At 65.1% G+C, this 24,411-nt stretch carries 25 protein-coding genes; 13 read left to right on the top strand and 12 right to left on the bottom strand.

Annotated elements, in window-relative coordinates; genetic code table 11:
* Positions 1–95: 95 nt before the first annotated feature.
* Positions 96–863 (top strand): TetR/AcrR family transcriptional regulator, encoded by a 768-nt coding sequence (locus tag QTI66_RS04520; protein ID WP_286557744.1) that lies wholly within the window; start codon positions 96–98, stop codon positions 861–863.
* Between the two features lie 38 nt (positions 864–901).
* Here QTI66_RS04520 and QTI66_RS04515 read toward each other — a convergent pair whose 3' ends face one another.
* The 4 genes from QTI66_RS04515 to QTI66_RS04500 form a co-directional block, all read right to left on the bottom strand.
* Positions 902–1,810 (bottom strand): SDR family oxidoreductase, encoded by a 909-nt coding sequence (locus tag QTI66_RS04515; RefSeq protein WP_286557743.1) that lies wholly within the window; start codon positions 1,808–1,810, stop codon positions 902–904.
* A gap of 37 nt (positions 1,811–1,847) precedes the next feature.
* Positions 1,848–2,759, bottom strand: a complete 912-nt coding sequence (locus QTI66_RS04510; protein WP_286557742.1) for an NmrA family NAD(P)-binding protein — start codon at positions 2,757–2,759, stop codon at positions 1,848–1,850.
* Between the two features lie 29 nt (positions 2,760–2,788).
* Positions 2,789–3,244, bottom strand: coding sequence for a MaoC/PaaZ C-terminal domain-containing protein (locus tag QTI66_RS04505; protein ID WP_286557741.1), 456 nt, complete (start codon positions 3,242–3,244; stop codon positions 2,789–2,791).
* Positions 3,245–3,370: 126 nt separating this feature from the next.
* On the bottom strand, positions 3,371–5,302 hold the full coding sequence (locus QTI66_RS04500) for an AMP-binding protein (RefSeq protein ID WP_286557739.1): 1,932 nt from the start codon (positions 5,300–5,302) through the stop codon (positions 3,371–3,373).
* A gap of 98 nt (positions 5,303–5,400) precedes the next feature.
* Between QTI66_RS04500 and QTI66_RS04495 the strand changes: the two genes are divergently transcribed.
* The 3 genes from QTI66_RS04495 to QTI66_RS04485 are packed head-to-tail and all read left to right on the top strand — an operon-like array spanning position 5,401 to position 8,371.
* A complete protein-coding gene (locus tag QTI66_RS04495; protein ID WP_286557737.1) occupies positions 5,401–6,543 on the top strand; it encodes a Re/Si-specific NAD(P)(+) transhydrogenase subunit alpha in 1,143 nt (380 codons plus the stop codon).
* Positions 6,544–6,560: 17 nt separating this feature from the next.
* Positions 6,561–6,887: an NAD(P) transhydrogenase subunit alpha part 2 gene (locus QTI66_RS04490; RefSeq protein ID WP_286557736.1), complete on the top strand. Its 327-nt coding sequence runs from the start codon at positions 6,561–6,563 to the stop codon at positions 6,885–6,887.
* Positions 6,884–8,371, top strand: a complete 1,488-nt coding sequence (locus QTI66_RS04485; RefSeq protein WP_286557733.1) for an NAD(P)(+) transhydrogenase (Re/Si-specific) subunit beta — start codon at positions 6,884–6,886, stop codon at positions 8,369–8,371. The genes QTI66_RS04490 and QTI66_RS04485 overlap by 4 nt, the downstream gene beginning before the upstream one ends.
* Before the next feature lie 30 nt (positions 8,372–8,401).
* Here the strand turns inward: QTI66_RS04485 and QTI66_RS04480 are convergent, their stop codons facing one another.
* Positions 8,402–8,914, bottom strand: a complete 513-nt coding sequence (locus QTI66_RS04480) for a DUF3016 domain-containing protein (protein ID WP_286557732.1) — start codon at positions 8,912–8,914, stop codon at positions 8,402–8,404.
* A gap of 262 nt (positions 8,915–9,176) precedes the next feature.
* Here QTI66_RS04480 and QTI66_RS04475 point away from each other — a divergent pair, with 262 nt between their 5' ends.
* Positions 9,177–9,497: a hypothetical protein gene (locus tag QTI66_RS04475; protein WP_286557731.1), complete on the top strand. Its 321-nt coding sequence runs from the start codon at positions 9,177–9,179 to the stop codon at positions 9,495–9,497.
* A 36-nt stretch (positions 9,498–9,533) separates the two neighbouring features.
* Here the strand turns inward: QTI66_RS04475 and QTI66_RS04470 are convergent, their stop codons facing one another.
* Positions 9,534–10,829: an Nramp family divalent metal transporter gene (locus tag QTI66_RS04470; protein WP_286557729.1), complete on the bottom strand. Its 1,296-nt coding sequence runs from the start codon at positions 10,827–10,829 to the stop codon at positions 9,534–9,536.
* Positions 10,830–11,094: 265 nt separating this feature from the next.
* Between QTI66_RS04470 and QTI66_RS04465 the strand changes: the two genes are divergently transcribed.
* The 4 genes from QTI66_RS04465 (at position 11,095) to QTI66_RS04450 (ending at position 17,455) form a co-directional block, all read left to right on the top strand.
* Entirely contained in the window at positions 11,095–11,631 is a 537-nt protein-coding gene (locus tag QTI66_RS04465; RefSeq protein ID WP_286557728.1) for a (2Fe-2S)-binding protein, read from the top strand.
* On the top strand, positions 11,628–12,656 hold the full coding sequence (locus QTI66_RS04460; protein ID WP_286557727.1) for an FAD binding domain-containing protein: 1,029 nt from the start codon (positions 11,628–11,630) through the stop codon (positions 12,654–12,656). Before QTI66_RS04465 ends, QTI66_RS04460 begins: the two co-directional genes overlap by 4 nt.
* Before the next feature lie 9 nt (positions 12,657–12,665).
* Positions 12,666–14,903 carry a xanthine dehydrogenase family protein molybdopterin-binding subunit gene (locus QTI66_RS04455; protein ID WP_444814946.1) on the top strand — a complete coding sequence of 746 codons (2,238 nt, stop codon included), beginning with the start codon at positions 12,666–12,668 and terminating at the stop codon, positions 14,901–14,903.
* 128 nt (positions 14,904–15,031) lie between these two features.
* Positions 15,032–17,455: a catalase gene (locus QTI66_RS04450; RefSeq protein ID WP_286557725.1), complete on the top strand. Its 2,424-nt coding sequence runs from the start codon at positions 15,032–15,034 to the stop codon at positions 17,453–17,455.
* Positions 17,456–17,535: 80 nt separating this feature from the next.
* Here the strand turns inward: QTI66_RS04450 and QTI66_RS04445 are convergent, their stop codons facing one another.
* Positions 17,536–18,069 (bottom strand): DUF421 domain-containing protein, encoded by a 534-nt coding sequence (locus QTI66_RS04445; protein ID WP_286557724.1) that lies wholly within the window; start codon positions 18,067–18,069, stop codon positions 17,536–17,538.
* A 283-nt stretch (positions 18,070–18,352) separates the two neighbouring features.
* Here QTI66_RS04445 and QTI66_RS04440 point away from each other — a divergent pair, with 283 nt between their 5' ends.
* From QTI66_RS04440 to QTI66_RS04430, 3 genes are read left to right on the top strand one after another with little or no spacing between them, the layout of a single operon-like run.
* Complete coding sequence (locus QTI66_RS04440; protein ID WP_286557723.1) at positions 18,353–18,745, top strand: hypothetical protein; 393 nt, start codon at positions 18,353–18,355, stop codon at positions 18,743–18,745.
* Complete coding sequence (locus tag QTI66_RS04435; protein ID WP_286557722.1) at positions 18,732–20,477, top strand: RecQ family ATP-dependent DNA helicase; 1,746 nt, start codon at positions 18,732–18,734, stop codon at positions 20,475–20,477. Before QTI66_RS04440 ends, QTI66_RS04435 begins: the two co-directional genes overlap by 14 nt.
* A 23-nt stretch (positions 20,478–20,500) precedes the next feature.
* The gene (locus tag QTI66_RS04430) at positions 20,501–20,893 is read left to right on the top strand and encodes a response regulator (protein ID WP_286557721.1); all 393 of its coding nucleotides are present in this window, start codon (positions 20,501–20,503) and stop codon (positions 20,891–20,893) included.
* 46 nt (positions 20,894–20,939) lie between these two features.
* Here the strand turns inward: QTI66_RS04430 and QTI66_RS04425 are convergent, their stop codons facing one another.
* The 3 genes from QTI66_RS04425 to QTI66_RS04415 form a co-directional block, all read right to left on the bottom strand.
* On the bottom strand, positions 20,940–21,509 hold the full coding sequence (locus tag QTI66_RS04425; protein ID WP_286557720.1) for a ferritin-like domain-containing protein: 570 nt from the start codon (positions 21,507–21,509) through the stop codon (positions 20,940–20,942).
* Between the two features lie 101 nt (positions 21,510–21,610).
* Entirely contained in the window at positions 21,611–21,847 is a 237-nt protein-coding gene (locus QTI66_RS04420) for a hypothetical protein (protein WP_286557719.1), read from the bottom strand.
* A 6-nt stretch (positions 21,848–21,853) separates the two neighbouring features.
* Positions 21,854–22,258, bottom strand: coding sequence for a DUF3597 domain-containing protein (locus tag QTI66_RS04415; protein WP_286557718.1), 405 nt, complete (start codon positions 22,256–22,258; stop codon positions 21,854–21,856).
* Positions 22,259–22,310: 52 nt separating this feature from the next.
* Between QTI66_RS04415 and QTI66_RS04410 the strand changes: the two genes are divergently transcribed.
* On the top strand, positions 22,311–22,790 hold the full coding sequence (locus tag QTI66_RS04410; protein WP_286557717.1) for a hypothetical protein: 480 nt from the start codon (positions 22,311–22,313) through the stop codon (positions 22,788–22,790).
* Here the strand turns inward: QTI66_RS04410 and QTI66_RS04405 are convergent.
* The gene (locus QTI66_RS04405) at positions 22,756–23,700 is read right to left on the bottom strand and encodes an extracellular catalytic domain type 1 short-chain-length polyhydroxyalkanoate depolymerase (protein ID WP_286557716.1); all 945 of its coding nucleotides are present in this window, start codon (positions 23,698–23,700) and stop codon (positions 22,756–22,758) included. The two genes, QTI66_RS04410 and QTI66_RS04405, sit on opposite strands and share 35 nt — an antisense overlap.
* A gap of 195 nt (positions 23,701–23,895) precedes the next feature.
* Entirely contained in the window at positions 23,896–24,390 is a 495-nt protein-coding gene (locus QTI66_RS04400; RefSeq protein WP_286557715.1) for a hemerythrin domain-containing protein, read from the bottom strand.
* Positions 24,391–24,411: the final 21 nt, after the last annotated feature.

Raw genomic sequence — 24,411 nt, 5'->3', positions numbered from 1 at the left:
TCCTCGGATGGTGTTCGGATCTTGATATTAACGATGTTAAGAAATGAGTCAAGAGCGTGTTCCGAAACCGGAGATCGAGTGTTAAGATTTCGGCCATGGAACCAGAGAAGACACGAAGGAAGGCTGCCGTCGCAGCCACGGGTGCGCCGCGTGCGCCGAGGAAGAAGGCGGCCGCGGCCCTGCCTGTCGCGGCGAAGCGCGCTGCCCGCTCCGTGAAGGTCGGCGCCGGGGCCGACGATGAACCGGCGCCGCGCCCCTACCACCACGGCAACCTGCGTGAAGACCTGGTGCGTTGCGGAAAGGCCCAGCTCAGCGAAGTGGGGCTGGCCGAACTGAGCCTGCGTCGCATTGCCAGCGAGGTGGGCGTGTCGCAGGTGGCGCCCAAGCATCACTTCGGCAACAAGGAGGGTTTGCTTGCAGCCATCGCGGCCAGCGGCTTTCGCGACCTGACGGAGTTCCGATTTGCGCGGCTGCGCCCGACCATGTCGCCCGAACAGCGACTGCGCACGCTGCTGTCGGCCTATGTGGCTTTCGCGACGCTGCATCCCACGCTGTTCCACCTGATGTTTGCGCCGCAGTTCCGCTCGCCCGAAACGCACGCGGAACTCAATGAAGCCGCCAGCCAGTCCTACCAGATGGTGGCGCGTGCCGCCGGCGACTACCTGGCCGCGCAGGGCAAGGCCGACGAGGCCAAGGCGCATGACGTGGCACGCATTGCGTGGATGTGCATGCACGGCGTTGCGACGCTGATCATCGAGAACCGCATCAATCCCTTCGGCGCCCCCAAGGTCAGCCGGGAGCAACTGACCAACCAGACGCTCGACCTGGTGTTCGCGGGCATACGCGGCCTCTACGACCTCTAGCAGTGCCAGGCCCGCGACAGCAGGCCTGGCATGAAGGCTCAAGCCACGCGACGCACCTGCTTGTCCTTCTGGTCCTGGCTGCGGATGTTGTCGCGGATGCGGGCCCAGTCGCCGTCGTCGTAGGAGCGATAGGCGTAGAAGTTGCCGCCGGTCGCAATGGCGTTGCCGCCGTCGATCGTGAGGATCTGGCCCGTCATCCAGTCCACGCCGTCGGCCACCAGGAATGTGGAGAGGTTCTGCAGCTCTTCCATGCGGCCCACGCGTCCCATGGGGTTGAGCGCTTCGCGTCCGATGGTCTTCTGGCCGGGCGAGAGTCGCGCGTTCATGCCTTCGGTGGGGAATTCGCCGGGGGCGATCGCGTTGAGGCGAATGCCGTAGCGTCCCCATTCGGCCGACAGCGACTTGGTCATGTTGGCGATGGCCGACTTGGCCATGGCCGAGGGCACGACGTAAGGGCCGCCATTGAAGACCCACGTCACCAGGATCGAGATGACGCTGCGCGTGGGCGGCGCCTCGCCGCGCTCGAGCGTCTGGCGCGCATCCGACACCCAGCGGCGACCGACGCTGTGCGTGACGTAGAAGGTGCCGTGCATCACGATGTTGGCGACCGCATCGAAGCCGCGGTGCGACAAGTCTTCCGTGCGGCTGATGAAGTTTCCGGCCGCGTTGTTGAGCAGTGCGTCGATGGGGCCACCGTCCTGCCAGATGGACTCGATGTAGCTGTCCACCGCTTCCGGGTTGCGGATGTCCAGGGCATGCGCCTTGACCTTCACGCCATAACGTTCGGCGATCTCGCGCGCAGTGGCGTCCACGACTTCCTGGCGGCGGCCGCACAGGTACAGGTCGGCGCCCAGTTCGGCGAAGCGGGAGGCCATTTCGCGGCCCAGGCCCGTGCCGCCGCCGGTGACCAGGATTCGTTTTCCTTTGAGGAGGTCATTCTTGAACATGAGGTGCTTTCCGTAGTGAGTGTGGGAGGGGGAGGGGTTAGGAGGGCAGGTAGGCCTTGGCGTTGCGCCGCACGAAGTCTTCCACCGACATTGGCGGCGTTCCGGTGAGGCGCTCCACGTCAGCGGTCAGGCGGTCATAGCGGTTCTCGCGATGCAGCAAGGCCATGGCGGACAGGTGCTGCGCGAGATGGGGCGAGCTGGCGGTGGCGAACAGCTCCGCTTCCCAGGGCTCGCGCGGCACGTTCACGTAGCGGATGTCGCGTTCCAAAGCACGCGAATACTGCGCCGCGATGCCATGCATGTCCTCGCACTGCGGGCCGGTGAGTTCGTAGACGTGGCCGAGATGCGTCGCCGGGTCTGACAGCACGGCCGCGACCACTCGCGCGACGTCGAAGGCCGCGATGGGCGATGTCTTTCCATTGGCGAAGGGAAGGCGCAGTTCGCCATGCTCGCAAATGCCACGCACGGCGAAGCGATGAAAGAACACGTCCATGAAAGCCGTGGCGCGCACGTGGACCACCGGCAGGCCGCTCCAGTTCAACACCTGCTCGGCCAGCCAGTGCTGCTTGTGCTGCGGGCTGGGCGAGGTCTCGGTGATGCTCATCTGCGAGACCGTCATCTGCGACATGTTGACGAAGGCATCGACACCGTGGTGGCGGGCCACGGCGGCGGCGTTGGTCGTGGCCTCGAGGTAGCCTGCGGCCACCGACATCGCGAAGTACACGCGGCGGCAGCCGGCGATGGCGCGGTGCATGTCGTCGAGCTTGGTCATGTCGCCGACGACGACTTCGGCACCCAGGGTGCGCAGCGCGTCGGCGCGTTCGTCTTCGCGGCGCACGAGGGCACGCACCTTGAAGCCGTCGCGCAGCAGCAGGTCCGTCACGGTCGGACCGATGGCGCCGACCTTGCCTGCGGCGCCGGTGACGAGGATGGGTGATGTGGGTGGCATGGCGTTTTCCACGAAATGCGTTGTGCCGCTCAGGACGGGCGCACGGGAATCTTCCCGATCGCGACCATCGTCATGACCTTTTCGTCGCGCTGGTTGCGCAGCGTCATGCGCGTGCGCACCGTGCCGCGGCCGCCGGGGCGGGCAGGCGGGTCGATCTGTTCGATGACGCGGTCCAGCGTCAGCGTGTCATCGGGTCGCACCGGCTGCAGCCAGCGCAACTCATCGGCGCCCGCACCAATGATCGGCGTGCCGCCGAAGCTGCGAGACGTCACGCTCAGGCGCATGACCAGGGCGGTGAGATGCCAGCCGCTGGCGATGATGCCGCCGAAGGGACCACGCGCCGCGCTCTCGCGGTCGGTGTGCATCGGTTGCGGATCGTAGTCGCGGCCGAAGCGGGTGATGTCGTCCTCGGTCAAGGTGACCGCCTCGCTGACCCAGCGTTCGCCGAGGGCAAGGTCTTCCAGATAGCGGTTCTCTGTGTTCATCGGGATGCCTCTTGAATGTTCGATGGGGGAATCGTAGATGCCAATCCTAACAGTGTCAAGATGGAGGCAAAACTATTCGATCGGGACGCGAAAAATTTCTGCGTGCTTGCGGCTTGGGGACTCAGTTCAATCGAGGCGCACCACGGACGCATCCGGTGTCGGGGCATGCAGCGCCTCCACCAGCATCGCGCGGCACTGCAGCACCGCGCGCTGGTTGATGTAGCCCTTGTCGGTGATCTCGAAGGCTTCGGCCACCGGGTCTTCAACCATGAGCATGGCGCGCAGCACGCGCATGCTGGAGCCGCCTTGCAGGCGATCGAGTCGCGAGGCCAGCGACTGCAGCAGGGGAGGGTGCTGTACCAGCTCTTCACGCGTGAGCCCGGAGGCCTCAGGAAACGCCGCGCGCAACGCACGCTCGTTCATGAACAGCAAGGCGCCGACATAGTCACGGTCATGCCCCGTCAGCACCGCATCGCTGACGAGCGGCGACAGTGCCTCGACGACGCGCTGGCGCAGTGTGCCGACCTGCACCCAGGTGCCGGACAGAAGCTTGAACTCTTCCGACACGCGGCCTGCAAACGCCAGTCCCAAGAGCGGTCGTTCGGCGTCGACCCATGTCACGGCATCGCCGGTGCGGATGAATCCCTCGGCGTCGACGTTGGTGGCCACGTCGTCTGCATAGCGGGACGCAAGGCTGGCGCCCGCGAGGCACAGCTCGTATCGCCCGTCCAACGGTTGAAGCTTGGCGACGATGCCCGGCGCCGGCAGGCCCAGCGCGCCGCCGCTGGCCATGTCCCATGTCGTGCTCAGGCCAGGCCCCGAAGTCTCGGTCGCACCATAGCCCGACGTGATGGGAAGGGCGTAGCCCACGTGGCGCACCGAGAGCGCGCGCAAGCGATTCACCAGTTCCACGGACAAGGAAGCACCGCCGAAAGACATGTACTCCAGGCGCTTGAAGAAGCTGGTGGCCAGCGCGTCGTCCTTCTCCAGCGCCGATGCGAGCATCGCGTAGCCGAGCGGCACGTTGAAGTAGAAGGTGGGCGAGATGCTGCGCAGGTTGCGCAGCGTTTCCTCGAACTTGCCGGGCGCGGGCCGCCCGTTGTCGATGTGCAGTGTTCCTCCAAACCGAAGCAGCCGATGGAGCACGACGTTGCCGCCCATCACGTGGTGCCACGGCAGCCAGTCGAGGTAGACCTGCGGCGACGCGGGTTGAACGGAGAGGTTGGCGGCAGAGGTGGCCTGCGCTGCCGCGAGCATGGCGTGCGTCATGACGACGCCCTTGGGAACGCCGGTCGATCCCGAGGTGAACATGATCTTTGCGACGTGCTCGCCGGATGCTTGCGCGTGTGCATTCGCGAGTGCATCGTGCTGCGCTGCGGACAGGGATGCTGCAGACCATGCTTCGACTTGCTGCCTGTCGATGCGCGCATACGTTGGCACGTCGAGCCGATCGAGTGCGTCCTTCGCGTCGTTCAAGGACTCGCTGTAGACAAGGTCCGGACTCACGTTCTTGAAGAGTTGGGCAAGGCGCTCCGGTTGACCACTGCGCGTTGCATGGGCCGGCGTGATCGGCATGACGGTCCATCCGGCGTAGAGCGCGGCGAAGGTGAGCAGCGCTTGATGCAACGAGTTGCCGGAGATCAGTGCCAAGACCGGCGCAGGCAGATTGCCAATGCGGCCAAGTGCCAGCAGTGCATGGGCGATGGCCTGGACGCGAGTCCAGGCCTGCCGATAGTCGACTTCCGTGCGACCACCTTGGCTGTCCGTTTCCGACAGCATGACGGTGAGGGGTTGCACCTTGGCCCAGAGCGGTAGCCAGTCGACCACGTTGGCGACGACACGGTCGGTCGGTGCATTGTGCTCGGCCGGGCCGTTGCGCAGCGTGACGGCGTCGCCCGGCCACTGCACACGAAGGCTTCCATCCTCGTGCTTCGTCACCTCGATGGCGCTGCGGCGCAGGGCCGAGTGCCGAAGGTTCGCCGGCGGCCCTTCTCCCTCGTGGCGCGAGGTGGCAATGACCGGGTTGGGCGACGGCGATTCAGTGTTGCGAGTTTCCATGGATGTCTCCGAAAAGGCGCTGGAAGTCGATGGCATGCTTGCAATATTAACACTGTAAGGATAGGATCGCGACAAGCAATTTTTCAGGAGACTTGCTGATGCGCATAGGAGTACCTGTCGAAACCACCGCCGGCGAGACGCGGGTGGCGGTGACGCCTGAGACGGCGAAGAAGCTCGTGGCGCAGGGCCATGCGGTTCGCGTGCAGTCGGGCGCTGGTGTCGCGGCAAGCGCGACCGATGCGGCCTACCAGGCGGCTGGCGCAGAAATCACGGACGTCGAAGGCGCCTTCGGTGCGGACATCGTGCTCAAGGTGAGAACGCCGGATGACAACGAAGCCGCGCGCATGAAGCCGGGCACGGTCGTCATCGGCATGCTCAACCCCTTCGATGCGCTGGGCCTTCAACGCCTTGCGGCGGCTGGACTCACTGGCTTTGCGCTTGAAGCCGCTCCGCGCACCACGCGGGCCCAGAGCATGGATGTGCTGTCGTCCCAGGCAAACATCGCAGGCTACAAGGCCGTGATGATGGCCGCCGACAAGTACCAGCGTTTCTTCCCGATGCTGATGACCGCCGCCGGCACGGTGAAGGCCGCCCGCGTGGTCATCCTGGGCGTCGGCGTGGCCGGGCTGCAGGCCATCGCCACGGCCAAACGCCTGGGCGCGGTGATCGAGGCGTCCGACGTGCGCCCGAGCGTCAAGGAGCAGATCGAATCGCTGGGCGGCAAGTTCATCGAGGTGTCGTACGACACGCAGGAAGAGAAGGATGCGGCCGAAGGCGTGGGCGGCTATGCGCGGCCGATGCCGCCGGGCTGGCTGGCGCGCCAGCAGGTCGAGGTTGCCAAGCGCGTGGCGCTGGCCGACGTGGTGATCAGCACCGCGCTCATTCCCGGCCGCGCTGCGCCGACCCTCATCACCGAGGACATGGTCAAGTCGATGAAGCCCGGCTCGGTCATCGTGGACATCGCCGCGGGCAAGGGCCCGGACATGAATGGAGGACTGACGGGCGGCAACTGCCCGCTGTCTGAAGCCGACAAGACCGTTGTCAAGCACGGCGTGACCATCGTCGGCGAGACCAACCTGCCGGCATTGGTGGCGGCCGATGCATCGGCCCTCTACGCGCGCAACGTGCTGGACTTCCTGAAGCTGATCATCACAAAGGAAGGCGCACTCAAGATCGACCTGGACGACGACATCGTCGCCGCCTGCCGAATGACGCAGGACGGCCAGGTCACCCGCAAGTAATCGAGGAGCAAGAAGCCATGGACCCCGTTTCCCACACAGTCATCAACCTGATCATCTTCGTGCTCGCCATCTACGTGGGCTACCACGTGGTGTGGACCGTCACACCGGCGTTGCACACGCCGCTGATGGCGGTGACGAACGCCATTTCGGCCATCGTGATCGTGGGCGCCATGCTGGCGGCTGCGCTCACCGAAACGACGCTGGGCAAGACCATGGGCGTCTTGGCGGTGGCGCTGGCGGCCGTGAACGTGTTCGGCGGCTTCCTGGTCACGCGGCGAATGCTGGAAATGTTCAAGAAGAAGGACAAGAAGGCGCCCGCGGCTGAAAAGGGGAACGCAGCATGAGCATGAATGTCGTCACGCTGCTGTACCTCATTGCCAGCATCTGCTTCATCCAGGCCCTGAAGGGCCTGTCGCATCCCACGACGTCCATCCGCGGCAACATCTTCGGCATGGTCGGCATGGCCATCGCCATCCTGACGACCGCGGCGCTCATCGTTCAACTCTCGGGCGGCAAGGCCATCGGCATGGCCTGGGTGCTGCTGGGCCTGGTGGTCGGTGGCGGCTACGGCGCGTATCGCGCCAAGACCGTCGAGATGACGCAGATGCCCGAGTTGGTGGCCTTCTTCCACAGCATGATCGGCTTGGCGGCCGTGTTCATTGCCGTGGCGGCTGTCGTCGAGCCGTGGGCCTTTGGCATCACGCAGGCGCCAGTTGCTGCGGCTGTCGGCGTCAACACGCCTGAAGGCGCCTTCATCGTCGATGGCTTCCTGCGCTATGGCATTCCGGCGGGCAACCGGCTGGAGCTGTTCCTGGGCGCCGCCATCGGCGCGATCACCTTCAGCGGCTCGGTCATTGCCTTCGGCAAGCTCTCGGGCAAGTACAAGTTCCGCCTGTTCCAGGGCGCGCCGGTGCAGTTCAAGGGACAGCACATGCTGAACCTGATCCTGGGGCTGGTCACGATCGGCCTGGGCCTGGTGTTCGTGTTCACCGAAAGCTGGTACGCATTCCTGCTGATGGTGGTGCTGAGCTTCGTGATGGGCGTGCTCATCATCATCCCGATCGGCGGCGCCGACATGCCGGTGGTGGTGTCCATGCTCAACAGCTACTCGGGCTGGGCGGCCGCGGGCATCGGCTTCAGCCTGAACAATGCGATGCTGATCGTCGCGGGTTCGCTGGTGGGCTCCTCCGGTGCGATCCTGAGCTACATCATGTGCAAGGCGATGAACCGCTCGTTCTTCAACGTGATCCTGGGCGGCTTCGGCGGCGAGGCGGCCACGGCCGGCGGCGCGGCCAAGGAGCAGCGTCCCGTGAAGAGCGGCAGCGCCGACGACGCGGCCTTCGTGCTGAGCAACGCCGAGACCGTGATCATCGTGCCGGGCTACGGCCTCGCGGTGGCGCGCGCGCAGCACGCCGTGAAGGAACTGGCAGCAAAGCTCACCGAGCACGGCGTGACGGTCAAGTACGCCATCCACCCGGTGGCAGGCCGCATGCCGGGCCACATGAACGTGCTGCTCGCAGAGGCCGAAGTGCCCTACGACCAGGTGTTCGAAATGGAAGACATCAACGGCGAGTTCGGACAGGCCGACGTGGCCATCATCCTGGGCGCCAACGACGTGGTGAACCCTGCCGCGTTGCAAAAGGGCACGCCGATCTACGGCATGCCGATCCTGGAAGCCTACAAGGCCAAGACAGTGATCGTGAACAAGCGCTCGATGGCAGCAGGCTATGCTGGCCTGGACAACGAGCTTTTCTACATGGACAAAACCATGATGGTCTTCGGCGATGCCAAGAAGGTGGTCGAGGACATGGGCAAGGCCATCGAGTAACGCATCCGCGCATCGGGCGCTGGGTCAATCTCAGTCCTCGTTTTGCCGGGCGCCGAAACGTCGGGCGAACCAGTCATCGAGCATTGGTTTCTCGTAGCGAAAGCGGTCGACCTCGGAGTAAGGGTTGACCGTCATCAGGAAGTTCATGTCGGAAAGCTCTTCTTCGGCGCCCGCCATCGTCTGGTCGCCGTGCGTCAGCGTGTAACGCAGCTTGATGCGCGGCCAATAGATGTCGCGCACGATGCGCAGGTGGCCCGTGCGCGGCCAGAAGGGGTTGAACTCTCCAGCAAGGTCGATGTCCAGCACCTCAATGCGCAACGAATCGCCTGGCGGCAGACCACGGTCGGCAAGGCCTTTCAGATGCCGCTCCATGTCGCGTTGCACCGCCAGGAGATCGTTCGCATTGGCGTAAGGCCTGGAATAGGCGGCGTCGCGGAAGCGTTCAGGGTTGATGAAAACGACGCTCAACTGCGCGGCCATTGCCGCTGAACTGGCAAGGGCCGCGAACAAGGCCGCGCCCGCGAGACGGTTGAATCGGGCCATGGCGTTCTCCTTCATTCGAAAGAACCGCGTTTGCGGAATGTACGCTTTTTGGACCCCTCGAAACAGGCCGTCAGTCGCGACCGCTCGTGCCCTGCGACTGCCAACGCGTGGGAGCGAAATCCATCCGGTTGGGCGGCGTCTTCGGGCCGCAGCGCGAAGGCGCGGCCGTGAACAACGCGCGCAGGCCGCCGGCGCCCGCGCCTACACCGCAGCGTCTGCCAGCTTCACAAACTGGCGTGCTGCAACCCAAAAGGAATCTTCCATGGAACCGATGAAGCCGATGGAACCCATGAAGCCCATGAAACCGATGCAACCGATGAAACCCATGGCGCCGCCCGAAGCATGGTGGCCCGCAGGCCTCGACCAGCCGGGAAGCACTGGATCGCAGGATGGCTTGCGCTACGCCTTCTTTCCCGCGCAGCAGCGTCTGGTCATCGAGCGGGGCGGCAAGGTCACGCAGTACCACACGGGCGACCACCGCATCTCGGGCGTCAGCCAGCAGCAAAGCGGCGAGGCGGGCTTGCCGATATTCCAAAGCGACAAGGGCGAGGTTGATCTCGACACGCTGAACAAGGTCGGATAGGAGCGCAACGTCACTCGCCTGCGTGCCAGGAACGCCTCACAAGAGCGACACGACCCCAAGCGCGACCGCCGCTGCGGCCATGGCCCCCGTGGCGATCCAGCCGAGCAACTTCCCTCGCCAGCTGAGCGTCATGTTGCCCATGACCTTGCGGCTGCTCGCTGCCACCATGACCGCCGCCATCACCGGCACGGAAATGACGCCATTGATGACCGCTGCCCAGAAGAGAGCCGCCATCGGGTCCAGGCCCGATTCGCCGATCACCAGTCCGATGACCATGGCGGCCGCCAGGATCGCGTAGAAGCTGCGGGCCTTGGCCAGCGGCAGGTCGAGCCCCTTGCGCAGCCGGAAGTGGCTGGCCACGGCAGAGGCCGCGGAACCCGCGAGCACCGGCAGCGCCAGCAGGCCCGTGCCGATGATCCCGAAGGCGAACAGCAGGAACGCCGCTTCGCCGGCGATCGGTTTGAGCGCGGCAGCCGCCTGCGCCGTGGTCTCGATGTGCGTCTGGCCGTTTGCATGCAGCGTCGCCGCCGCGGCCGTGATGATGAAGAACGCAATGAGGTTGGAAAAACCCATGCCCACGGCGGTGTCCAGGCGCAGGCGGCGCAGTTGCTTGCGCGCCTGCTCGGGCGCCACGCGCAGGGCGTGGTCTTCCGGCACGCGATGGATCTCTTCCACTTCCTGCGACGCCTGCCAGAAGAACAGGTAGGGGCTGATGGTGGTGCCCAGGATGGCGACCACCATCGTCACGTAGTCCTTGTTCCACTGGAAGTGCGGCGCAAAGGTGCCTTTCATGGCCGCGACCCAGTCCACCCGCACGACGAACACCACGGCCACGTACGCAAACAATGACAGCGTGAGCCACTTCAGGATGCGCACGTAGCGCTGGTACGGCAAGAAGACCTGCAGCGTCAGCGAGAGGGTACCAAAGGCCAGCGCATACCAGCCCGGCGCGCCCGGCAGCACCAGCGTCGCGGCCGCGCCCATGGCACTGAGGTCGGCACCGAGGTTGATCACGTTGGCCACCACCAGCAGCAACACCAGCGACGCGACCAGCCACTGGGGGCAGAAGCGCGCGAACGTCTCCGTCAAATCCTTGCCGGTGACGCGGCCGATGCGCGCGCTGGCGAGCTGGATGCCCATCATCAACGGAAAGGTGAAGAGCAGCGTCCAGCCCACACCGTAGCCAAACTGCGCGCCCGCCTGCGAATAGGTGGCGATGCCGCTCGGGTCGTCGTCGGCGGCGCCGGTGATCAGCCCGGGGCCGAGCTTGCGCCACCACCTCTGGTCGCTGTCGGCATTTGCCGGGGTTTGCAGGGTCGATGCCGTGTCCATCGTGTCTCCGGCCTGTAGGAGCCCGTAGCGTGAGTGATCCAGTCAGCGATGCCTATAGGCGAAATACGTGAGGCCGTGTGGGCTCCGGCGTCAGCGCATGACGATAGGCGGAAGGGTCGCGGGCCAACATCGACGCTCTCGAGGGCGGTTCGTCCTACATGCGAAGCGCGGGGACTTCCATACCGTCTGCCGATTCTTGCCAGGTTCGATCGCCGCGGGTCACCACCACGGGCGAGGCCAGCCACCACCACCCCGAGGCATTCCCATGAAGCTCAACGATCTTCCCCGCGTCGGTGCCGACCGCGTCGGCGACGACACTTTTCGCATCGTCCTGCACCTCAATGGTTTCGAGCACCCCGTGGAAACACAGCCGTGGGTGACGCTGCTCGACCTGCTGCGCGAGGAGGCCCATCTCACCGGGACCAAGAAGGGCTGCGACCACGGCCAGTGCGGCGCCTGCACGGTGCTGCTGGACGGCAAGCGAGTCAACAGTTGCCTGATCCTCGCGGTCTGCGCGGATGGGTGCGAGGTCCGGACGGTGGAAGGCCTGTCGAGTGGCTTTGGGGCTGACGAAGTGCTGGACCCCTTGCAGCAGGCGTTCATGGACCACGACGCCTTGCAATGCGGCTACTGCACGCCGGGCCAGCTGTGCTCCGCACGCGGCCTGATCGCGGAGGGCAAGGCGAAGACGCGCGAGGAGGTGCGCGAGCTCATGAGCGGCAACCTCTGCCGCTGCGGCGCCTATTCCAACATCACCGACGCCGTGATGGAGGTGTTGACCCGGGAAGGCGGCAAGCCATGAACCGCTTCAGCTATGCCAGGCCCGGCGACGTCGTCCACGCCCTGCAACTGGGCAACCTGGGCCCAAGCATGGGCGCGATCCGCTATCTCGCGGGCGGCACCAACCTCGTCGATCTCATGAAGGAGAACGTTGAGCGTCCCATCGCCATCATCGACATCAAGCGCCTCCCGCTGCACCGCATCGAGGAGACGGCAAGCGGGGGCCTGAGGCTGGGCGCATTGGCCACGAATGCCGACACGGCGTGGGATGCGCGTGTGCAGGCGCGGTACCCGCTGCTCGCATCGGCCATCCTCGCCGGGGCGAGTCCGCAGCTGCGCAACAGGGCGACCAACGGCGGCAACCTCAACCAGCGCACGCGCTGCTATTACTTCTACGACACGGCGACGGCCTGCAACAAGCGCGAGCCCGGCTCCGGATGCGGCGCGATCGGCGGCGTCACACGCATCCACGCGATCCTCGGCACGAGCGAGCAATGCATCGCCACGCATCCCTCGGACATGTGCGTGGCGCTTGCAGCGCTGGAAGCCACCGTCTGCGTCCAGGGCATCGACGGTGAACGACGCATTCCATTCGCCGACTACCACCGCCTGCCGGGCGAGGAGCCATCGCGCGACAACACTCTGCGACCCGGAGAACTCGTCACCGCCATCGAACTGCCTGCCGAGGGATTCAACACCCACTACAGCTATCTCAAGTTGCGCGACCGGCTGTCCTATGCCTTCGCGCTCGTGTCGGTCGCAGCCGCGACGAAGCTGGATGCCGCCGGCCGGATCGTTGACGCGCGCATCGCATTGGGTGGCGTGGCGCACAAGCCCTGGCGAATGCCCGCAGCCGAAGCGTTGCTGAAAGGCGAGATGCCATCCCCGGAATTGTTCCTGCAAGCAGCCGGGCAATTGTTGCGCGGGGCGATCGGCCGCGGCGGCAACGATTTCAAGATCGAACTCGCGCGGCGCGCCATCGTTCGCGCGCTGCGGCAAGCCGTCGCCGGCACGCCGCAGTCGCAAACCCGCAAGCAGGTCGCCTGAAAGCCCATGATGAACAGCAGTGCCCACATCGGCGATGCGCCCAATCGCGTCGACGGATTCGAAAAAGTGACCGGCCGCGCACGCTATGCCGCCGAGTACGACACCGCCGGCCTGCTCCACGGCTGGGTCGTCTCGAGCGACATCGCCAAGGGCAAGATCGTGGCGATCGACGAAGGGGCGGCGCGGCGCGTGCCCGGCGTGGTGGAGGTCATCACCCACGCCAACCGGCCCCATCTGCCTTGGCTGGATCGCAACTACACGGACCAGGTTTCGGTTCCGGGCTCGCCGTTTCGGGCGCTGTACGACGACACAATCGCCTTCAGCGCGCAGCCTGTGGCGCTGGTCGTGGCCGAAACGCTCGAAGCGGCGCGCGACGCGGCAGCGCTGATCCGCGTCGAGTTCCAGGGCGAGGCGCACAACACCGACCTGCGCGTCGCACTCCGCGAGCAATTCGAGCCCAGGAAAAAGCGCATGGGTTTCAAGGCGCCCAAGGCGCGCGGCAACGCCCGCCAGGCTTTCGATGCGGCCCCGTTGAAGCACTCGGCCGAATACCACCTCTCGCCGCATTTCCACAACCCGATGGAAATGCATGCCGCCACCGTGGTGTGGGAGGGCGGCGGCAAGATCACCGTGCATGACAAGACGCAAGGCTCGCAGAACGTGCAGGCCTACCTCGCAGCGGTCTTCGGCTTCGACGATGACGACGTGCGCGTGCTGAATCCCTATGTGGGCGGCGCGTTCGGATCGGGGCTGCGGCCCCAGTACCACGTGTACCTTGCCACGCTGGCGGCCAGGATGCTTGAACGATCGGTGCGCGTGGTGCTGACGCGCCAGCAGATGTTCAGCCATGTGCATCGGCCGGAGGCCATTCAGTGGGTCTCGCTGGCCACGGATTCCCAGGGCAGGTTGCAGTCGATCATCAACAATGCCACCACGGCGACGTCGCGCTTCGAGAACTACATGGAGGACGTGTGCAACTGGGGGCTGAAGAACTACGCCTGCGAGAACGCCAGCGGCAAATACACCATGGCGCCCGTCGACACCTACACGCCGGGCGACATGCGGGCACCGGGTGCCGCGACCGGCATGACCCTGTTCGAGATTGCGATCGACGAGATGGCGTTCATGGCCGGCATCGACCCCCTGGAATTCCGTCGCCTGAACTATTCCGAAGTCGACGCCATGGACGACAAGCCTTTCACGTCGAAGGCGCTGCGTGAAGCTTTTGCCCAAGGCGCGGCGCGATTCGGCTGGGCGCAGCGCCCGCTGGCACCGCGCACCATGAAGGAGGGCAACGACCTCGTCGGTTGGGGCATGGCCACGGGCATGTGGGACGCGATGTTCATGAAGGCGACCGCCCGCGCGCGCCTGACGGCCGATGGCAAGCTCGAGATCGCCTCCGCGGGCTCCGACATCGGCACGGGCACCTGCACGGTGATGGCCCAGGTGGCGTCGGAGACGCTGGGCATGCCGATGTCGCGCATCACCGTGAGGCTCGGCGACAGCGCGTTGCCGGCAGCGCCGGTGGAAGGCGGCTCGTGGATGGCGGCTTCGCTGGGTGCCGCCGTCCAGTTGGCATGCCGGTCGCTGGCGAAAACGCTGTTCAAGGCGGTAGGCGACGTCGAAGGCAAGCCGCTCGACGGGGCGAGCCTGGAAGACATCGCGTTTCGCGACGGGTACATCTCGGTCAAGGCCACGCCAACGAAAAGGGTCAGCCTGGCCGATGCTTTGGCCGCAACGGGCAAGGACGTGCTGGAGGCAGAAGAAACCGCCAAGCCCAGCATCGGCGACATGGTGAGCATGTTGCGCAAGTCCCGCAACACGCACAGTGCAATCTTTGCGGAAGTGAAGGTGGACGAAGAACTGGGCGTGGTCCGCGTGACCCGCATCGTCTGCGCCGTGGCCGCGGGGCGGATCATCAACCCGAAGACGGCCAGGAGCCAGATCCTCGGCGGCGTGGTGATGGGCATCGGCATGGCGCTGCATGAGGAAGCCATGACCGACCACCGTCTTGGCCGCGTCATGAACCACAGCTTTGCCGAATACCACGTGCCGGTGAATGCGGACATCGATTCCATCGAGGTCATCTTCGTGGACGAACCCGATCCCGAGGTGACGCCGCTGGGCGTCAAGGGCTTGGGCGAGATCGGCATCGTCGGCACTGCCGCGGCCGTGGCGAACGCGATCTTCCATGCGACAGGCAAGCGGGTGAGGGCGCTGCCCGTCACGATCGACAAACTGCTTTGACCGCTGGGTCGTCGGTGGTGCAGGTGCGGATGTGCGCAGCCGGACGCGGGCATTTCCTACACGGCCGCGCCGCGGTGCAGCCCATCTTGGGTCTTCCCTCTTTATCGCATCCATCCCCGAGACCCTCCATGGCCAAAAAATCCCCCACTTCTTCCGCTGAACTCGACGCCGCTCACGCAGCTGCGCGCAACACCGACAGCGGCCCGGCGCAACCAGCGCCTCCCGCAGCGGGCAAAGGCGATCCGCCCACGCAAAAAGCGATCGACACCCAGTCACTCGCGAAGGGCATGCCTGCCAACGACAACAAGCCGCTGGAGTACGGAGAAGGCAATGCGCGCGCCACACCGGCGGGGGTCACGGTCAGCCCGATGTCACGGCTGCCGGCCGCCAGCACGCTTTCCGAGGAGAACTTCTCCGGCAAGACCGGCACGATTGCCCGCGAGGGCGTGAACGCGACGATCGACACGCTCGACCGCGTGCGTGTCGATTCCGGCGGCCAGGTGCTGACGACCAACCAGGGCGTGGCCATTGCCGACAACCAGAACTCGCTCAAGGCGGGCGCGCGCGGCCCGGCACTGCTGGAAGACTTCATCCTCCGCGAGAAGATCACGCACTTCGACCACGAGCGCATTCCCGAGCGCATCGTCCATGCACGCGGATCGGGCGCGCACGGCTTCTTCGAATGCTACGAGCCGCTGACCCAACACACCAAGGCGGCGCCCTTCAAGGAAGCCGGAAAGATCACGCCCGTCTTCGTTCGCTTCTCCACGGTGGCCGGCGAGCGCGGCTCGAAGGACACGGCGCGTGACGTGCGCGGCTTCGCGGTCAAGTTCTACACCGACGAAGGCAACTGGGACTTGGTGGGCAACAACATGCCGGTGTTTTTCATCCAGGACGCCATCAAGTTTCCGGACTTGGTGCACGCGGTGAAGCCCGAGCCGCACCACCAGATGCCGCAGGCCGCAAGCGCCCATGACACCTTTTGGGATTTCGTTTCGCTCATGCCCGAATCGACCCACATGCTCATGTGGCAGATGTCGGACCGCGCCATTCCGCGAAGCTACCGGATGATGCAGGGCTTCGGCGTGCACACCTTCCGGCTGGTCAACGAGGCGGGTGAATCCGTGCTCGTCAAGTTCCATTGGCAACCCAAGCTGGGCACGCACTCGCTGGTCTGGGAAGAAGCCGTGAAGATCTCCGGCGCCGACCCGGACTTCCATCGACGTGACCTGTGGGAAGCCATCGAGGCTGGCGAGTATCCGGAGTGGGAGCTGGGCCTTCAGATCTTCACGGAAGCGCAGGCCGAGAGCTTCAGCTTCGACATCCTGGATGCGACGAAGGTCATTCCCGAGGAACTCGTTCCGGTGCAGATCGTTGGCCGCATGGTGCTCAACCGCAACCCCGACAACTTCTTTGCCGAAACGGAGCAGGTCGCCTTTTGCACGGCGCACATCGTGCCGGGGCTGGACTTCACGAACGATCCGCTGCTGGCCGGTCGCATCCATTCCTACGTCGACACGCAGATCAGCCGCCTGGGCGGACCGAACTTTCATGAGTTGCCCATCAACGCACCGATTGCGCAAGTGCACAACAACCAGCGCGACGGCATGCACCGGCAGGCGATCCACCGCGGCCGCGTTGCCTACGAGCCCAACTCGCTCGCAGGTGGTTGTCCGTTCCAGGCCGGCGCCGCGCAGGGCTTCACGAGCGTGGCGCGACGCATCGATGCCAAGGAGAGTGCGGACAAAGTCCGGATCAAGCCGGAGAAGTTTGCCGATCACTACACGCAGGCGCGCCTGTTCTTCGAAAGCCAGACAGAAGTTGAAAAGGCCCACATCGGCAACGCCTTCCGCTTCGAGTTGTCGAAGGTAACGGTTCCTGCAATTCGGGAACGTGTCGTGGCAAGCCTCTTGAACGCATCACCCGAACTTGCCTCCCGACTCGCGCAAGACCTGGGAATGGATTTGCCCGCCCCCTTGCCCAAGGCGCTGGAGAACCCGGTGCCTCCCGAAGTCGAAACTTCGCCCGCGTTGTCGCTGATGGCGCGGCCCGGTGACGGTGGCATCCGGACGCGCAAGATCGCGATCCTGGTGGCCAATGGCGTCGAAGGGGCTTCGCTTGGCAAACTCGTCTCGGCGCTGGTTGCAGCGGGCGCGGTTCCACGGCTTGTCGCCGCGCGGCTTGGCACCTGCGTCGGCATCGGCGGCGAGAAGTTCGCCGCGGACGCCACGATGGAAAACTCGCCCGGTTTCCTGTTCGACGCGCTCGTGCTGCCCGACGGAAAGGACGCCGTGGAAGCCCTGGATGCCGACGCGCACACGCTGGAGTTCCTGCGCGATCAATACTGGCACTGCAAGACCATCCTGGCGCTGGGCGCTTCCGAAGCACTGCTGGCCGAAGCCCAGATCCCGATGACGCTGCCCGACGGCTCACCGGATACGGGGTTGATCCTTGCCGATGCATCGGCAGCGGACGAGGCCATCGTGGACTTCATCGCCGCACTGGGCCTGCATCGGCATTTCGGGCGTGAGAACGATCCGCCGAAGGCTTGAGTAGTCGATAGGGTCAGTGATCGGCCGCAGGCGGGATGCCTGCGGCCTTTTTATTGGGGCACGCACGGGCAGTTGCCTCGCTACTGGCCCGGCGGCCCGTCGTCTTGCGGCGTCTCTGGCTTCTTCTCGCTCTCGGCCGTCTTGAAAACACTGAGCCGTCCGTCGCTTTCAAGCCGTGCGATGCGCACCTCGGCAATCGACTCCACGCCGGATTCACGCAGCTTTCCGAGCAGCTCTTCCGTCGTGATCATTTCGCGCTTCATGGCCTTGCGGTTCACCCGACCGTGCCGGATCAGCACCTCTGGCTGCGGCTCCAGGAAACGCGCGATCCAGGCCACGCGGTAGCTCAACCAGTCGAGCGCAAAGTTCCAGGCGATGAGCGTGGAAAGCAGCACCAGGCCGTCGTTGATGGACTTGTACTCACCCTGCATCGCGTTGCTCGCGGCGTCGGCCACGAGTACCACGAAGAGCAGGTCGGCGACGCCCATCGATCCGACGTCCCGGCGCAGGACAAAGCGGAAAACCACCAGCAGGAACCAGTACACGACGGAGCCGCGAACCACCATGTGCCACACGGGGAACTCGCGCGCGAACAGCTCGGTGAGTTCGCTCATGGCGCCTTCTGCGTCTCGAACAGGCTATGAATCATGGGCACGAATGGGTCCTTTCAGCGAGGACCTCAACGCTAGGCTTGACCCCGGCCGGCGACCGTGGGCAAAGGCATCCGGAGCTTGTAGGCTGGACTCAACCAAGGGGCCGCGCGGCGCAGCGTGGCCTGCGCCTGTGCGGCGGTGTCCGACGCAAGTGCCCACGCGGCTCCCACGTGGCCCCCGATGCTGCGACCTAAGGTGGGTCATCGACGCTTACGGCGTCACGACACCCTGGCAAGGAGACTTCATGAGCAACAGCAGCATCCTCGGCGGCGAGCACGCGCCCACGTATCCGGGCGGCACGGACATCGATGCACTTGGCCCCAGCGATTCAAGCGACAGCGGCAGCGACGTGCAATCCGATCGCAACCGTTCCGCGTTGCCGGACGACGGAGCGCAGGGCGCGCTACCCATCTCGCACGACAGCAGCAGCGACGCAGCCGGCACCGGCGAGCGCGCATCGGCGCAGGCCGATGCGCCCGCAAGCGATGCGGACGTCATGCCCGACCGGATCGGCATCGTGCCGCGGGACGCCATGGATGCGGCCGTGTCCATCGATGACCCGGCCGCGGCTGCTGTGCACGAGTTGGCCGCTTCCGGAGTTGACGACGACGAAGCAGGCGAAGATGACGCGTTCTGAAGCCACGGCCACAGCCCGCGCAACTCAAGGCGAGTCGCAGGGCGAACAAGGCGTCCAGCGTGTCCTGCGCAAGGTCTTCGGCCTGCGCCGCCTGCGCGCGGGTCAGCAGGAAGTGATTGCGCGGATTCTCGAAGGGCGGTCCACGCTGGCCGTGATGCCGACCGGCGCAGGCAAGTCGCTGTGCTACCAGCTGCCGGCGCTGCTGCTGCGTGGCCGCACCATCGTCGTGTCGCCGCTCATCGCGTTGATGAAGGACCAGTGCGAAAAGCTCAAGGCCCGGGGCATCGAGGCCGTGCAGCTCAACAGCCAGTGCACCGCTGCCGAGACCGACGCTGCGGAGCGCGCAATCAAGGACGGCAGCGCCACCATCGTGTTGACCACACCTGAACGCCTCGCGGACAAGGACTTCATGGCGCTGCTGAAGACCGCGTCGAACGCGCTGCTGGTCATCGATGAGGCGCATTGCATCTCGCAATGGGGCCACGACTTCCGGCCCGCCTTTCTCGAAGTAGAAGCCGCATGGCAGGCGCTCGGCAAGCCGACCGTTCTCGCGCTCACGGCCACGGCCGGAGACGCCGTGGCGCGCGACGTGATGGCGCGTTTTGGCATCCCGCGTGCAGGCCTGCTCGACACGGGCACCTTTCGGCCCAACCTGCGCTATGCGGTCGAACAGGTCACGAGCGAAGCGCACAAGCAAGAGCGCCTGCTCGCGCTGGTGACGGGTTTTGCGGGCAGCGGCATCGTCTATGCCGCCACGATCAAGGCGGCCGAGGCGGTGCATGACGCGCTGCACGGCGCCGGCGAATCGGTGGCGATTTACCACGGCGGCCGCAACGCCAGCGAGCGGCGCGAGGCCCAGGACGCATTCATGGCTGGCACCGTGCGCGTGATGGTGGCGACCAACGCCTTCGGCATGGGCATCGACAAGCCGGACATCCGCTTCGTCGTGCACTACCAGATGCCCGGTGGACTTGACAGCTACTACCAGGAGTCCGGCCGTGCGGGGCGCGATGGAGAGCCGGCCGATTGCGTGCTGCTCTACCTGCCGCGCGACAAGGCGGTGCAGCAGTTCTTCATGGCAGGCCGGTATCCGGACGCGAGGGAACTCGACAGCGTCTACGCGGCGCTGACGAGCCCTGCACCGGTCGCTTCTGGCTGGACCTTGCCGAGCCTGCAGGCCCAGGTGAATGCACCGCGCGGCAAGGTGCAAGTTGCCTTGGCCTTGCTGCGTCAGCGCCGCATCGTCGCGCAATCGGCGGACGGCAGCCTCAAGCTGCTTCGTCCCGCCATCGGCGCACAGGCCATGCACGCCATGCTCGACAGCTACCGCGCCAAGCGCGAGCAAGACCAGGCCGCGCTCGAGGGCATGGTCTTCTACGCGCAGGCAGGACTCTGCCGCTGGCAATTGTTGCTGGCCCACCTGGAGGGCCAAGCACCGCGCGAGCGCTGCACGACCTGCGACAACTGCAGGCGCATCGCGCTGTACGAGGCGCGGTCGAATGAACCGGTCGAGACGCACGCGACGCCGCTCAAAGCCGAGCCTGCGCGTGCGGTCTTCGAGCCACAGGCCTCGGTCCGGGTCAGGCGCTATGGCGTCGGACAAGTCGTGACGGCAGACGCGCTCGCCGTCGACATCGAATTTGCCGACGGGAGCAAACGCTCGTTTCACCCGGACTTCGTGCGGCCCGTGCGCGGTCGTGGCACGGCCCGCGCGCTGGCGCTGGCGCGATAACCCAACATTCCAAAAAGGCTGACATGACGCTGCCCATTTTTCTGGCCGAAGACGATGCCACACTTCGCGGCCAACTCATTGCCCTGATCGACGAAACATGCGACGCACACGTCGTGGCGACTGCAGACACGGAGGCTTCCGCGACGGCGTGGATGCACGAACACCCAAAGGATTGGGATCTGGCGGTGCTCGATCTCTTCTTGCGGCAGGGCACGGGTTTCGGCGTGCTTGAAAACATGAAGGATCCCGCGGAGCGCGACCGCGTGATCGTGCTCACCAATTCCGCCACGAAAGAGCACCGGGCGCGCTGCCTGGCGCTGGGTGCACGTGCGGTGTACGACAAGACCCTGGAGCTGGACCGTTTTCTTGAACACTGCCGGCGGCACAACCGCCAGCGCAAGGTGAGAACGACCTGATCGCCCATTGAAAAAGGCCCCGAAGGGCCTTTTTTTATTCTGGGAGTCAGCTGCGCTCGCGGGCCGCATTCCTCAGGTCACGAATCTGGTCATGATTCTTCTGCGCACCGTCTGCCTGGCGCTGCACCACCGCGCGAATGTTGGCGGGCAAATTTTGCTTGAGCGCCTTGCGGTAGCGCGCAACGGCGCTGTCTTCACCACGTTCGCACGATTCGAGAATCGACAGCTCGCTGTCTGCGCCCACGCTGCCCTTGATCTGCACCCAGCCGCGGTGCAGTGCGCCCGCCGTGGTGCCGCCGGAGGCAGGTTCGCCGCCCAGCGTCCGGATGAGTTGAATGAGCTCTTCACCGGCTTGCCGGCATCCTTCGGCGCGGCTTGCGAACAGCTGCTTTGCGTTCGCAGTTTCCACCTGCTCTGCGCAGGTGCGGAAACCGTATTCGCCGTCGCGGGTGTTCTCGAGCAGGTCGTTGAGCACATCCACGACGTCGTCGTTCGAAAGAACGTCCTGGTTCACATGATTGTCCGGGTTGAAGTCTTCTGCAGCCATAGTTGCTCCTGATGAGGTGTGCCTCGGGTGAGGCGGTTTGGGATCTCTTCGCTTGAATGAAGAGGCCATGAGACGATGGGGCCCATGGCGTCGGGTGCATGTCATCGCAGTCTGTCGGCCGTCGTAGGCCGCGAACGCACAAGCGCGCACCGGCGCGCATCAGAGGCGGATCAGAACTGCCCCTGACTGTCGCCCGTGCGGTCATGAACCCATCGCATCGCCTGTTGCTCGGCGTGCCGCCACGCCTCGGCTTCAGAGGCGTAGGGGTCGGCGTCCGGGGGAAGCGCGACGGGCTGCGTGCCCGGCGGTCCGGACTCGCAACGAACGCCGGGCATGAACAGGTTCGCATCCCTGGGCTCAACCCGAAGGAGGAAGTGAAAGTTGCGGTAGTCGAACGGACGGTCCATCGACGCTCAATCCTTCAGATCGGCCGGCACCTTGCCGCCGTTGGCCGCGACCTTGTTCATGACCTGGCGGTGCAGCCACACGTTCATGCTGGCCGAGTCGTTGGTGTCGCCGGTGTAGTGGAGTTCTTTCGCGAGTTCCTTGCGGGCCGTCAACGAGCTGTCGAGGCCGAGGAGCTTCATCAAGTCCACGATCGACGTCTTCCAGTTGAGCTTCTCACTCGACTTCGCCGACATGTCGTCGAGCAACTTTTGCACGTCGACTTCCGACATGGCGGCCGGCGCAGGCTGCGCGGCGGTGGCGGTGGCCGTGGCCGTTGCATTCGGTGCAGTGCCCGGCGCGGCAGGGGCCGGCGCAGGTGCTGCGTGGGCAGAGGGAAAGATCTTGCCGAGGATGTTGCTGAGGATGCCCATGTGAAGTTCTCCTGGAATGGTTGGGGTGCGCCAGCATTGGGCAACGCAAGCCATGCGCATGTCGGACAGGGTCTGGTGCGCGGTGCAGGAGAAGGGCGCACTCGCATTGCCCGACACAAATGCTGACGCCCTTCCTACGCAATGCATTTCGATTTGCCGCTGCGCCAATCGTCTTGTGTCTGGAAGACTGTGTTCGAGCTTGCTTGAAAAGGAGTCCAGGATGCCCATGGAGCTACTTCGCGCAGTTGCCGACAGAGAACTGCCTCACACGATTTACGAGCCTTCTGCTGTCGACAAGCTGCGCGTGCTGCGCGCTGCGGGTTTGATCACTGCCATCCTTCCTCCGGTCGGCAAGCGCCCCTCCGTACCCAGCAGCCGCCGGCCCGCGCTGGTCTTGAGCATCACGAGCAAGGGATGGCGAGCCTTGCGTGAAACGGTCGATTTCAGCTTCTGGGCGGAGACCGGTGCGGCGGCGATGTCGCCGCAGCTTTCGGGTGCTATTGCGGCGCCTGGCGCAACGCAAAGCCGCTGAAGAAGCGAAGCATTTCGCGGCTGGCATCGGGGCCGAAGGGGTCTGCGAATGTCCCGGCGTTGCTGCCGCCCGACCACGCATGGCGGCCGTTGTGCAGGATCCAGTGTTCGGCCAGCAGGGTGCCCTCGTTGTTTCGATGCACCCGTTGCGTGCAGGCGTATCCGTCTGCCCCGGTCATGCGCTCTTCCGTCACGATGGCGTCGACCAAGACGGCTGCCTCGATGATGTCGTCGCTGTTGAGCAAATCCACGGTGCGGTCGGCATCGCCATGAAAGACGATGGTCGGCATGCCCGAGGGCGTTCCCTTGACGGGGCGTACTTCGCCGCGCATGGCTGCAAGGGCTGAAGACACGTCGCAAGCAACGTGTGATGCCAGTCCGGAATGCACGCCCACGGCTGCATAGATCTCCGGGTAGAGCGTGCCCACGAGCGTTGCCATGGCGCCGCCGGCCGACATGCCTGCCACATACACGCGCTGCGGGTCCAGCGAGAAACGCTCGACCACCTGCAGGGTCAGTGCAGCAATGTGTGCCGGTTCGCCCGTGCCCTTGGCATGTGATTTGACATCGAACCAGTTCCAGCAGCGCTGCGGGTTGGCCGACCCCGCCTGCTCGGGATAGAGAACGATCAGGCCCTGCTCTTGCGCCGCCTCGTTCATGGCAGTGCCGGCCGCAAAGTCTGCCGGATCCTGCATCGCACCATGAAGCATGACGACCAGGCCCCTGGGCTCGCCTGCAAGAAGGGAGGGAATGAACAGGCTGTAGCCGGGATGGGTTTCCGTCATCGATCCAGCGGCAGGTGCGGACGCGCCGCCTGCGCCGGGTTCGAGCAGGAACATGTTGGTCAGCGTCGAGGTGATGCTGAGCCACTGCTGAAAGGGATTGGAAAACAAGGACGCACCATGAGTCATGGGAAAACTTTCAGGGTTGAGGCATGGTGGCGCACCCGAGGGCGCGTTTGTCCTCGGTCAAGACGGAACTTCCGTTGCTGTGGAGGTCGAGCAGGGCGAGGCGGCCGGGTGCGTTCGGCGCTTCGCATCCTGCGGGACACTCACGAAAAAAGCGGTAGCCGGACAAACGTCAGGCTGCCGCTGCGTTCATCTTGCTCAAGCGGTCGCGCCGGTGAGTTCTGCCATCAGCTCTTCCTTGCGCGCTTCGAGCTGCTCGCGCATGGCGACCAGGTCGAGCCCGCGCGCTGCACGAGCCTTGGGGAACATCTCGTTGCGCTCTTCCTTGACGTGGTGATCGATGTACTCGCCCAGCACGGTGACCTTGGCGTCGAACTTGTCGTCGACGTCGGCGGCTTCCTGGATTTGGGCAATGAGATCCTTGGCGGTGGCGTGTTCGACTTCTGCCTCTTCCAGCAGGTCGACGTCCTTGATGGCTTCGCGCACGGCGGGATAGAAGATCTCTTCTTCAATCGTTGCGTGCACGGTGAGTTCGGTACAGATCTGGTTGGCAAGGTCGCGCTTCTTCTGGGAAGCGCTGGCCGCCTTCGAACCCATGAGTTCTTCATAGGACTTGAAAAGCTTCTTGACGTTGCGGTGGTCCGCATCAAGAAGGGTGCATGCATCGGGCTCTTGGCGTTTCGTGGTGGGCATCGTGGGCTCCAGTGGGTGGGA

The sequence above is a fragment of the Variovorax brevis genome (assembly GCF_030317105.1).
In the GTDB taxonomy this organism is placed as follows: Bacteria; Pseudomonadota; Gammaproteobacteria; order Burkholderiales; family Burkholderiaceae_C; genus Variovorax; species Variovorax brevis.
Note: the sequence above shows the minus strand (reverse complement) of the source record. Positions and strands in the feature narration are given on the sequence as shown.

What these genes read in the sequence shown, in the direction of transcription:
- QTI66_RS04400 (WP_286557715.1), bottom strand. Translation starts at nt 24,390, where the DNA reads ATGCCCACCACGAAACGCCAAGAGCCCGATGCATGCACCCTTCTTGAT.
- QTI66_RS04415 (WP_286557718.1), bottom strand. Translation starts at nt 22,258, where the DNA reads ATGGGCATCCTCAGCAACATCCTCGGCAAGATCTTTCCCTCTGCCCAC.
- QTI66_RS04455 (WP_444814946.1), top strand. Translation starts at nt 12,666, where the DNA reads ATGAACAGCAGTGCCCACATCGGCGATGCGCCCAATCGCGTCGACGGA.
- QTI66_RS04475 (WP_286557731.1), top strand. Translation starts at nt 9,177, where the DNA reads ATGGAACCGATGAAGCCGATGGAACCCATGAAGCCCATGAAACCGATG.
- QTI66_RS04480 (WP_286557732.1), bottom strand. Translation starts at nt 8,914, where the DNA reads ATGGCCCGATTCAACCGTCTCGCGGGCGCGGCCTTGTTCGCGGCCCTT.
- QTI66_RS04460 (WP_286557727.1), top strand. Translation starts at nt 11,628, where the DNA reads ATGAACCGCTTCAGCTATGCCAGGCCCGGCGACGTCGTCCACGCCCTG.
- QTI66_RS04470 (WP_286557729.1), bottom strand. Translation starts at nt 10,829, where the DNA reads ATGGACACGGCATCGACCCTGCAAACCCCGGCAAATGCCGACAGCGAC.
- QTI66_RS04465 (WP_286557728.1), top strand. Translation starts at nt 11,095, where the DNA reads ATGAAGCTCAACGATCTTCCCCGCGTCGGTGCCGACCGCGTCGGCGAC.
- QTI66_RS04495 (WP_286557737.1), top strand. Translation starts at nt 5,401, where the DNA reads ATGCGCATAGGAGTACCTGTCGAAACCACCGCCGGCGAGACGCGGGTG.
- QTI66_RS04445 (WP_286557724.1), bottom strand. Translation starts at nt 18,069, where the DNA reads ATGAGCGAACTCACCGAGCTGTTCGCGCGCGAGTTCCCCGTGTGGCAC.
- QTI66_RS04450 (WP_286557725.1), top strand. Translation starts at nt 15,032, where the DNA reads ATGGCCAAAAAATCCCCCACTTCTTCCGCTGAACTCGACGCCGCTCAC.
- QTI66_RS04425 (WP_286557720.1), bottom strand. Translation starts at nt 21,509, where the DNA reads ATGGCCTCTTCATTCAAGCGAAGAGATCCCAAACCGCCTCACCCGAGG.
- QTI66_RS04435 (WP_286557722.1), top strand. Translation starts at nt 18,732, where the DNA reads ATGACGCGTTCTGAAGCCACGGCCACAGCCCGCGCAACTCAAGGCGAG.
- QTI66_RS04520 (WP_286557744.1), top strand. Translation starts at nt 96, where the DNA reads ATGGAACCAGAGAAGACACGAAGGAAGGCTGCCGTCGCAGCCACGGGT.
- QTI66_RS04405 (WP_286557716.1), bottom strand. Translation starts at nt 23,700, where the DNA reads ATGACTCATGGTGCGTCCTTGTTTTCCAATCCCTTTCAGCAGTGGCTC.
- QTI66_RS04485 (WP_286557733.1), top strand. Translation starts at nt 6,884, where the DNA reads ATGAGCATGAATGTCGTCACGCTGCTGTACCTCATTGCCAGCATCTGC.
- QTI66_RS04500 (WP_286557739.1), bottom strand. Translation starts at nt 5,302, where the DNA reads ATGGAAACTCGCAACACTGAATCGCCGTCGCCCAACCCGGTCATTGCC.
- QTI66_RS04510 (WP_286557742.1), bottom strand. Translation starts at nt 2,759, where the DNA reads ATGCCACCCACATCACCCATCCTCGTCACCGGCGCCGCAGGCAAGGTC.
- QTI66_RS04440 (WP_286557723.1), top strand. Translation starts at nt 18,353, where the DNA reads ATGAGCAACAGCAGCATCCTCGGCGGCGAGCACGCGCCCACGTATCCG.
- QTI66_RS04505 (WP_286557741.1), bottom strand. Translation starts at nt 3,244, where the DNA reads ATGAACACAGAGAACCGCTATCTGGAAGACCTTGCCCTCGGCGAACGC.
- QTI66_RS04410 (WP_286557717.1), top strand. Translation starts at nt 22,311, where the DNA reads ATGCGCATGTCGGACAGGGTCTGGTGCGCGGTGCAGGAGAAGGGCGCA.
- QTI66_RS04515 (WP_286557743.1), bottom strand. Translation starts at nt 1,810, where the DNA reads ATGTTCAAGAATGACCTCCTCAAAGGAAAACGAATCCTGGTCACCGGC.
- QTI66_RS04490 (WP_286557736.1), top strand. Translation starts at nt 6,561, where the DNA reads ATGGACCCCGTTTCCCACACAGTCATCAACCTGATCATCTTCGTGCTC.
- QTI66_RS04430 (WP_286557721.1), top strand. Translation starts at nt 20,501, where the DNA reads ATGACGCTGCCCATTTTTCTGGCCGAAGACGATGCCACACTTCGCGGC.
- QTI66_RS04420 (WP_286557719.1), bottom strand. Translation starts at nt 21,847, where the DNA reads ATGGACCGTCCGTTCGACTACCGCAACTTTCACTTCCTCCTTCGGGTT.